The following is a 9,479-nucleotide window of genomic DNA, read 5'->3' as shown; positions in this document are numbered from 1 at the left end:
TCACTTACGGGAATGAAAATGGTACTGATTCTCCTTTCAATGGGATTGCCCATATCTTCTCATCTCTCCTTATTTTTTAATTTAAATACTACTTCGACAAACCTTAAGAAAATCCTTCTTATTCGACTAAATAGCCCTATTCTTGAAGATCAACGCAAAGCGATTTTATACTTCGTTATGAATTATACAATTTTATTGTCATTTAACAGCTGACTCAGTGGAAATATCGCTCGTCACTGTGGAGTCTCACCTACTTAAAATAGCCAAACCATTAAACTTGCGGTCAAATTATTGATATAATGGTCATACTCAAACATGGGAGGTATCCCTATGCAGTCCGGAAAAATCGAAAAAGTGAAAGACTTTCTCGTTCCAAAACTTGACCCGGTCTTTCTTATGCTTTTTGGCTCGCAAGCTAAAGGAACCGAGCACAGTGAAAGTGATATCGATCTTGCCTTTTACTGTGAAAACAAGTCACCCTCCGCATATGAAACATTTATGCTGGGACAGGAGCTTGCTGCCGTGCTGAATATGGACGTTGATCTTGTGAATATCCGCGAAGCAACCACCGTTTTCCAGGCACAGATTTTTTACAGCAGCCGTGTCATTTACACAAAAGATGACGTTCAGCGGGCAAGGGTTCAAATGACAGTCATGAGTATGTATGCCAGATTGAATGAAGAAAGACAGGTCGTTTTAGATAAGATCCGGGAAAGAGGTTCGATTTATGACAAATGAATACTTAAGCAAGCGCTTGGATGTATCAAATCCAGGCATTTTTTGTAATAAATTGGGCAGCCTCCGTCAGCAAATATAGCGCCCGGGTTTAATTCCGCCAATTTTTTCCCATAATGAATTTAATGAACCTATCACAAACGGGGCTATAACATATGAAACATTTATTGCGTTTAAACGGGAAAAAATATCGGCTGTTTTATCTCATACCATTCGGGTTATTGGCACTCGGGCTGCTTTTCTTAGCCGGGGTCTATTTTGCCAGCTTTCTATTGGGACCGCCGCAGCTCACCAATGACCAAAACACGATTTACTACAGTACTGACGGAGAAGTGATCGGTGAAGAAAGTGGCGCAGAAAACCGTTACTGGGTGGACCTGGAGGACATGTCACCGCATTTGATTGACGCAACGCTGTCGATTGAGGATCAGTATTTTTACGACCACAATGGTTTTGATTTGCAGCGAATTGCCGGTGCAGCCTTAACGGATTTAAAAAATCTTTCACTGGAAGAAGGGGCGAGTACGCTGACCCAGCAGTACGCCCGGAATCTGTTTCTATCACATGAAAAAACATGGGCGCGAAAACTGAAGGAAGCATTTTACACAGTAAGACTGGAAATGTATTACTCAAAAGACGAGCTGCTCGAAGGTTATTTAAATACCATTTACTATGGACATGGTGCTCACGGAGTAGAAGCAGCGAGCCGGCATTATTTTGATAAATCCGCAAGCGACCTTTCACTGGCAGAGTCCGCAATGCTCGCCGCTATCCCCAAAGGGCCATCGTATTACTCCCCGTTTAATCATCTTGAGAATGCGAAAAACCGACAGCAGCGTATTTTAGAATTAATGATGAAAAATGACCAGATTACGGAACAGGAGCATTTTCTCGCTGTCAGGGAAAATTTGGCCTTCACCGAACCAACAGATCGAGAAAAAGTTTCAGTCGCCCCTTATTTCCAGGATTCGGCATTAAAAGAAGCAGCAGACATTTTGGAGCTTGATGCGGAAAAAGTCCGCTCCGGTGGCTACACGATTCACACCACACTCGATACCCGGCTCCAAAAACAACTGAAAGAACATACGGGAAATCAGATTCAGCCGGGAAGTGATATTGAAATTGGTGCCATTGCCATGAATCCGGATAACGGCGGGATTCGTGCCTTAATCGGCGGCAGGAATTACACAAAGAGTCCGTTCAACCGGGCAGTGAACGCCAAACGCATGCCCGGATCAGCTTTCAAACCATTTTTATATTATACAGCATTGAACAACGGCTATACGCCAACGACCATGCTGATGAGCAAACCGACCGCATTCAGGCTTGAAGATGGTGAGGTTTATCAGCCGAGCAACTATAACGGCTATTACGCGAACGAACAAATCACACTCGCCCAGGCCCTGGCACTGTCCGATAATGTGTATGCCGTCAAAACCAATTTATATGTCGGGCCGGAAAAACTGGCTGAGACCGCCAACAAATTCGGGATCACAAGTGAACTGCCTGCTGTTCCGTCTCTCGCACTAGGCACCGCGTCGGTTACGCTGGAAAATATGGTTACCGGGTACGGCATGCTTGCTAACGGCGGTTATGATATCCAAGGGCATACGGTGGAAAAAATCGTTGACAGGCACGGTAACACCGTTTTTGAACGCAAACAGGACGAGAAAAAGCGTGTGCTTGATCCGCAATCGGCGTTTGTGCTGACACAACTGATGACTGGGATGTTTGATCGGGCATTGGACGGCTATATGTCTGTAACGGGATCATCGATTGCCGACCAGCTGACGCGGGACTACGCCGGAAAATCAGGTACTACCGAAACCGACAGCTGGATGATCGGTTACAGTCCGTCGCTGGTGACCGGCATTTGGACCGGGTATGACGACAACGTGCCCATAACAAAAACAGCGGAAGAAGCGATGGCCAAGAATATATGGGCGTCATTTATGGAAGAAGCGCATAAAGGTACCGATGCTCAAAGGTTCAATGTGCCGTCCGGGGTTGTCGGCGTCGCTGTCGATCCCGAGAGCGGCAAACGAGCGACCCCATACTGCGACACAAGCCGTATCATGTATTTTGAAAAAGGAACAGAACCCGAGGGACACTGCACCGTGCACATGCCCGGTGAAGAAGAAAATCAGGAAGACAGCGAAGAGCTGCGTGAAGAAGACGAGGAGCAAGGTTTGTTTAATCGTGTGTTTGACTGGCTGTTTTAAGAAGTCAGCTGGCGTTGGCACCTGTCATGATAAAAATCCGGCGTTGCATGTCTCTATATGAACATTGATATCGACAGAAGAGCAAAAATATCTATAGTTGAGCGAGGTGTTTGTAAAATACCAAAAAAAGCTGACTCTCCGTGAAAGAGTCAGCCCCTTTTGTGTCCTAGTAATACATGAGTTCGCCCATGTACAGATATTTTACAAATTTAATATTTAAAGTACAAGATTTTAATCAATTGTTCATAAATAAGTCATAAAATGTTCACTTATTCGAGTCGACTGATCATTCCGGCAGGGCGTTTTTCAATTCCTCCGTCGAGTTTTTCCACATGTCGCCGCCTTCGAAATCAGCAAGGAAATCCTTCAGCAGTTTTTTGGAATGATCATCCATATGGTCCACGACAATCTTGCCTTTAAGCGATTGTTCCATTTGTTTCACATGTTCAGGCATGGATTTATACGCTCGCTTAATTTTCCGGTCAACCACAATTTCACTGCCGGCCACTCCAGCAAAGTACGGCCCGTTTTCGCCTTTTTCCACGGTAACCCAGACAATCCAGTACAATTTACCGTTTTTCACGACTTCCCGATCATTCTGAAACTTCACACGACGCTCAACTGCACTGCGGGCATGCATCGCTTCCATATCGACATAGGCACGGTCGTCGTTCGGATCGATGATGACAGATGACATATTTTCAAGACTGATCGAACCGATACCGTAGCCGCCATGCCCATCGTTCGGATCGTCTTTGATGATCGTAAATTGGTTGGTCTTCTTCTGGTTGGAAGATTGATCTGACATTTCAAGAACCCTCCTGAATTGATATTGGTTCCAATTGTAGCATATTCTTGAAACGTTTTTCATCCAAAGCTCATTGGGACGGCTTAATCGCTTCGATGAACCGGAATGCTTCGTCTATTTCCGCATCAGTATACTTTTGTTTCGGTTTGACGGTGTGTATCTTTTTCACCATGTCATCTTCCGGCAGTCCTTTAAAGTAAAATATCGTTGACACCAGCTCAAGAAAACGTGAGCTTTTGCTTTGCAACAAGGCGATCTGTTCGGTCATATCCGGCATGTCCGGATGAAACTGATTCAAAAATTCCCTCCCGTCATTGGTAATCTGATAATGGTACTGAACATAGCTGCTCTTCGTTTCCTTTTCCTCGGAAATGAAGCCGAGATTGCACAGTTCCTCAACTCTTAAAGAAAGCTCTTCTGAATACGGTCCATAAAAATGAAACTGGTATTTTTCTTCAAACGGTATGTTGCAGTTTTGCAGAATGTAAATCATTTTTTGCAGTTTTTTCCGTCCAGTTACTTCATTGGCAGCCGAAAAAAATTGCATGAGTCTAGTATGGTTAGTCAGCATTTTCTCGTTCTCCTTCCAGCGGTTGTTCAAAATCCAATAGTTCCATGATCCGTTGTTTAACCGGGTTGTCATCGCTCAGGCTTATCAGAAAATCGCCGGGAAAATACAGCTTGTGGTCCGTCCGTTTTTTCCCGGAGATGGATTCAACAATGTCCGAGTTGCTGGACAGCTCCTTCAAGCTCCCGTCCGGCATGAGCAGATTGATCGGCAACCGTTCATCCTCTTCACCCGGACGGTAAAAGTCATATGGCAAATCTGATGAGGAATCAACCTCCAAATAATAGTCCGGATTGATGCCTGCCTTCTGAAACAGATTATAGAGTTCCACCCATTCATTCATCTGCAGCTTCGGATTAAACTCAATGTATTTGAACAGACGGCGGTTCATAAAACGTTCGCACAAGTCCCGCAGTATGTCGTCATCTTCTTCCTGCCACAACTGAAAATAATAGAAGACAATCGACTCATCCAGTTTTAAATAATCGTCAAGTCCGACATCTTCATTGAAGAATGAAATAAAATGGAACGGCTTCAATTTAAATGTATAGTTATTTTCAAATAAATACTTGGCCCGTTGCAGGATTTTCGACAAAATCACTTCGGCACTCCTTGTCACTGGGTGGAAGTAAACCTGCCAGTACATCTGGTAGCGGCTCATGATATAGTCTTCAACCGCATGCATACCGCTTGATTTGATGACCACCTGATCCTCCAGCGGTCGCATCACTCTTAAGATCCGCTCCATATCGAAATGGCCGTAGCTCACACCGGTGAAATAAGCGTCACGCTGCAAATAATCCATCCGGTCGGCATCGATCTGGCTGGAAATAAGACTGACGACAAGCTTATCTTCATACGTTTTATCAATCACGTCAGCTACTTTTTGCGAAAAGCCTGGTTCCACCCGTTCGAGGATGCTATGTATCTCGGTATCACCGAGAATGATCTGCTGGGTAAAATGTTCATGATCCAGTTTGAAAACTTTCTCAAACGAATGGGAAAACGGCCCGTGCCCCAGGTCATGCAGTAGCGCAGCGCACAGACAAAGGAGACGCTCTTCATCGTTCCAGTCATCGCTATTTTCAAAATTGCCGATGACGCGCCGGACAATTTCATAAACACCGAGCGAATGATTAAAGCGGCTGTGCTCAGCACCGTGAAACGTCAAATACGATGTGCCAAGCTGCTTGATCCGCCTTAACCGCTGAAATTCCGGTGTGGCAATCAAATCCCAGATAACCCGATCCTGCACGTGGACATAGCGGTGTACCGGGTCTTTAAATACTTTTTCTTCGTGTAATTGTTTTTCTTTATATGGCATGATTTCAACCCGTTTCTGTTCGACAATGTTATCATATATTATATAATAGTTACCCTGAGGATAAAAGTTGTAGTCGAAGGAGCAGCATATGAAAAATTGGGAAGATATAGTCGCACACAGGCAATTTCGTTATCTTGATCATTCAGGAAAAAAATTTTTTCATGGCAAACGATATACGGCTTTGACATCGTTTGCCGTTGATGATGTTCTGGCCCTTTTTGCGAGGAGCGGTGAGTCTGTTCCGGCACTTCGGCTGTGGGTCCATCCGGATACGGTCGTGCTTGGCATTCCCGATACACGCTTGCCGTTTTTGGGGGAAGGTGTCCAACTGCTGTCGGACCGCGGCTATCAGGCGATTGTGAGGAACTCGGGCGGGCTGGCGGTTGCACTGGACTCCGGTGTACTGAACATCTCGCTTGTTCTGCCTGATGTCAAGGGAATTTCCATCCATGACTGCTATCAAGCGATGGTGAGCTTTATCCGCTACATATTGCAGGACTTAACGGATCAAATTAAGGCGTATGAAATTGTCGGATCGTATTGCCCCGGCGATTATGATTTGAGCATTGGCGGGCGGAAATTTGCCGGTATTTCGCAGCGACGTGTCAAAGATGGTGCGGCGATTCAAATTTATATGGATGTGGCAGGAGAAGGCCGGGAGCGCGCACGGCTGATCCGGGATTTTTATGATATTGCCCGGAAAGGCGAGGAAACTAAATTCGATTATCCGGACGTCGACCCGTCAGTGATGGCTTCATTGTCGGAGCTGCTTGGCATGGATTTGACAATAGATGCAATGAAACAGCGGGTGTTGCAGGGGATACAGGATGTGAGCGACCGGATTGTAACGGATGATTTTTCCGATGAGGAACTGGTGCAGTTTGAAAAGCGGTATGAACAGATGGTGAAGCGGAATGAGAAAGTGGCGGGGATGCAGTGATTTTGCCTTTGGAAAGGATGGTTTGGGGGTGGAAGTTTTCGAATCCGGGCGGGCTGAAGTTTATGTTTTGGGCGGAATTCAGGGCGATATACAAGGAGGGCCCGCACAAAATAGGCCCTCTCCCAACATTACGTTGCTTTATCCATCTTACTGACAATCAAAAGATAGACACCTATACCTCCAAAACTGATAACTGTACTTAAAGCGAGCACTAATTCCTGATTCATCGGCGTCATCCCAAGCAAGGATTCCGGCAGTATCAGCAATGTCAGAATAATCGGAAGCACCCATGCCTTTGCCCACCAGGAAACGGCAACAATGAACACAGCGGTAACAATTGCTGTTATGATTGTTCCTGTTATACCAAAGTGAATTACCGGTGTTTCAACAGCTCGATTTAAATAAATCAAACCGACATACATACCAGTCGGCGTTAATACCAATGCAAACAATACAGTCAGTTCTTTCCACTTTGACAGTTGATTACCGGCTATGTATTTAAACGCGGCTAGAACACCAGCTATAAAGATAACACCTATTACAACATGACCAATTAATTCAAGCAATGAATAGGATAGCGTTCCCTCCATTAAATCGTAACCTATTGTAAATGAAAAACCCCCAAACAAGATGATCACGATATACTGAAACCATGTTTTATAATCAGCAGGTATCTCATCTGACAGCTGCTCCATATATTCCTTTGGCGAACGGCCGATAATTTTTTCAACCGGTTTTCCTTTTTCCTCTGCTTCTATCAAATGGACTTCCAATTCTTCAACGATATCATCAATTTCGCTTTCTTTCTTACCGCTTGAAAATAAATATACGCGTAAATCCTCCAGAAATTTTCTGCTCTTTTCAGATAGCTTTATGTTGGCATGTTTCACCTTTTCATCCCCTTTCTATCACTCATCAGATGCTGCTTCATGTTTTAGTACACGATTAACATTAGCACGCAAATAATCCCACCGTTTAATAAAATTTTCCAGTTCCTCTTCCCCTTTTGCTGTTAGGGAATAATACTTTCGCTTCGGCCCGGCAGTTGATTTTTTTCGTGTGGACGTGACCAGTTCTTCTTTTTGCATGCGCATTAACAACGGATAGATTGTTCCTTCGCTTAAAGAATCAAACCCGTATCTCTCCAGCTGCTCAGCCAGCTCATAGCCATATACTTCTCTGTCTTTGATAATGGCCAGCAGACAGCCATCCAGAATCCCTTTCATCATCTGTGTTGTCGACAACGGTGTATCACCTCGCTCGTATATCTTGTATTACAAGATATATAAGTATTATAGCCGTTAATACCTTGTAATGCAAGACATTATTTAATAAAAAGCGCACAGCCCCAACTGTACGCTCATCACAGATCACATGACTTTTCCTTTTTCAGTCGAAATACCAAAATCCATACTGCCTTCAGCAATTTTATCCAAATGCCACCACCATTGCTCATATGGGATATTATTGACATCCGATAATTTAAAATCGTACACTTTCCCGATATGTTCAACCATGTCATCAACATTTTCAATTAGTTTTAAATCATAGTACCCGAGTAAGACTTTTTCATCAAAACCTAATAGATCATGTACCTCATGAATTTTAGTTCTATCATGCAACATCCGCAAACTTTCAAATGGGCTGGACTCTAGATCATGTACGTCATCTCCATAATTAAGAATGTCCTGTTTGTATTCGCTCATACTCATTTTAATACATCCTTTACTTTTCCCAGATATGCGTACCCGGGATTATTGGCAAAGTAGTTATCCGGATTTCCTTTCATGGCTGTCTCAATAATCTTATCTTCTTCAATTATAATAATCCATTTTCCATTATCAAATGTAAAATAGTTCTGAGTAAATCCAGGTAGATAATATATATGCACGTCATTATATATATCAGTCATTATATTCATAATATGGATGTTATACTCTTTAAGTGTCCAATCACTCGGTAAATCATTTCTTCTTTTTCGCTTTTCTAAATGTGATAGTCCATAGTGTTTCGTTTTAGTTACTTTCCAGATTACACCTGATTCTTTATAGGTCTTGATGATTTCATTAATGACTTCCTTCTGTGAAGGATCCACCCAATTTCCCCCTCTAATAATCATCTCTGTTTATTATACCATTTGATTGCGGACAAAAGCAGGATTTGTTTCCTGAACATACAATTAATTAGCAGCATTCGGGAAATCGCGATCTATCCAAGATAAGTAACCTGAGAAGAGCGGAAAACACCTTTCATTCAAACCCGACCGAAAGGGATGCATAAATCACCTCTATAAGCTAGTATCTCACTTCATCATAAAACACTTCCGCCTGAAATCTTCACAGACTCACCCACAATGTTCTCCGCAGCGTCTGTTAATAAAAAGGCAATGGTGTTAGCGACTTCCCTCGGTGTCGTCATACGTCCCGATGGTATCGATTCCTTGACCACTTCTGAAAGCGAGCGATTCTGTCGGTTCGCTTTTTTCTGAGCAGAGGCCCTTCCCATTTCCGTATCAACAAACCCTGGACTGACGGCGTTTACTCTTACGCCGTGTTCAATGGCTTCTAACGCCAGTGAATGCGTAAAACCGGTCATAGCGAATTTTGACCCGGCATAAGCCGTCCCGCCATATGTGCCCCGCAACCCCGACAATGACGTGACATTAACGATGGCGCCTTTCTTCCGCTGCTTCATCGATTGATAAACCAATTGTGTTAACAGGACAGTGGCTGTGTAATTCAAGTGCACCACCCGTTCCAAATCTTCCGGATCAAGCTGTTCAACAGGCCCGCCGCCGGAAATCCCGGCATTATTGACAAGTAATGAAATCGGTCCGCATTCCTTTTCGGCGTTGTTCACAAGTTTATTGCGTTCCCCTTTAT

General features: G+C 43.9%; 12 protein-coding genes. 4 read left to right on the top strand and 8 right to left on the bottom strand.

The window, feature by feature from the left end:
* The 3 genes from VK080_RS00590 to VK080_RS00580 all read left to right on the top strand — a co-directional run.
* Nucleotides 1-213 (top strand): hypothetical protein (locus tag VK080_RS00590; RefSeq protein ID WP_324222861.1); only part of this gene is annotated, 213 nt, incomplete at its 5' end.
* Nucleotides 214-330: 117 nt separating this feature from the next.
* Complete coding sequence (mntA, locus tag VK080_RS00585; protein WP_324222860.1) at nt 331-738, top strand: type VII toxin-antitoxin system MntA family adenylyltransferase antitoxin; 408 nt, start codon at nt 331-333, stop codon at nt 736-738.
* 152 nt (nt 739-890) lie between these two features.
* The gene (locus VK080_RS00580; RefSeq protein ID WP_324222859.1) at nt 891-2,957 is read left to right on the top strand and encodes a PBP1A family penicillin-binding protein; all 2,067 of its coding nucleotides are present in this window, start codon (nt 891-893) and stop codon (nt 2,955-2,957) included.
* A gap of 286 nt (nt 2,958-3,243) precedes the next feature.
* On the opposite strand, the gene VK080_RS00575 is transcribed toward VK080_RS00580, so the two are convergent.
* The 3 genes from VK080_RS00575 to VK080_RS00565 all read right to left on the bottom strand — a co-directional run bounded on the left by VK080_RS00575 (nt 3,244) and on the right by VK080_RS00565 (nt 5,657).
* Entirely contained in the window at nt 3,244-3,765 is a 522-nt protein-coding gene (locus tag VK080_RS00575) for a YwhD family protein (protein ID WP_324222858.1), read from the bottom strand.
* 70 nt (nt 3,766-3,835) lie between these two features.
* On the bottom strand, nt 3,836-4,336 hold the full coding sequence (locus VK080_RS00570) for a YwgA family protein (RefSeq protein ID WP_324222857.1): 501 nt from the start codon (nt 4,334-4,336) through the stop codon (nt 3,836-3,838).
* Entirely contained in the window at nt 4,326-5,657 is a 1,332-nt protein-coding gene (locus tag VK080_RS00565) for an HD domain-containing protein (protein ID WP_324222856.1), read from the bottom strand. Before VK080_RS00565 ends, VK080_RS00570 begins: the two co-directional genes overlap by 11 nt.
* Nucleotides 5,658-5,745: 88 nt before the next feature.
* Here VK080_RS00565 and VK080_RS00560 point away from each other — a divergent pair, with 88 nt between their 5' ends.
* Complete coding sequence (locus tag VK080_RS00560; RefSeq protein WP_324222855.1) at nt 5,746-6,597, top strand: lipoate--protein ligase family protein; 852 nt, start codon at nt 5,746-5,748, stop codon at nt 6,595-6,597.
* Nucleotides 6,598-6,725: 128 nt separating this feature from the next.
* Here the strand turns inward: VK080_RS00560 and VK080_RS00555 are convergent, their stop codons facing one another.
* The 5 genes from VK080_RS00555 to VK080_RS00535 all read right to left on the bottom strand — a co-directional run.
* A complete protein-coding gene (locus VK080_RS00555) occupies nt 6,726-7,487 on the bottom strand; it encodes an HAAS domain-containing protein (protein ID WP_324222854.1) in 762 nt (253 codons plus the stop codon).
* An 18-nt stretch (nt 7,488-7,505) separates the two neighbouring features.
* Complete coding sequence (locus VK080_RS00550) at nt 7,506-7,841, bottom strand: PadR family transcriptional regulator (RefSeq protein ID WP_324222853.1); 336 nt, start codon at nt 7,839-7,841, stop codon at nt 7,506-7,508.
* A gap of 126 nt (nt 7,842-7,967) precedes the next feature.
* Nucleotides 7,968-8,309: a hypothetical protein gene (locus VK080_RS00545; protein WP_324222852.1), complete on the bottom strand. Its 342-nt coding sequence runs from the start codon at nt 8,307-8,309 to the stop codon at nt 7,968-7,970.
* On the bottom strand, nt 8,306-8,692 hold the full coding sequence (locus VK080_RS00540) for a hypothetical protein (protein WP_324222851.1): 387 nt from the start codon (nt 8,690-8,692) through the stop codon (nt 8,306-8,308). The genes VK080_RS00545 and VK080_RS00540 overlap by 4 nt, the downstream gene beginning before the upstream one ends.
* 215 nt (nt 8,693-8,907) lie before the next feature.
* On the bottom strand, nt 8,908-9,479 hold a 572-nt coding region (locus tag VK080_RS00535), incomplete at its 5' end, for an SDR family oxidoreductase (RefSeq protein WP_324222850.1).

It is taken from the genome of Lentibacillus sp. (genome assembly GCF_035301925.1).
Taxonomy (GTDB): Bacteria; Bacillota; Bacilli; order Bacillales; family Amphibacillaceae; genus Lentibacillus.
The sequence above is the reverse complement of the archived record's forward strand: the minus strand, read 5'-3'. Positions and strand labels throughout refer to the sequence as shown.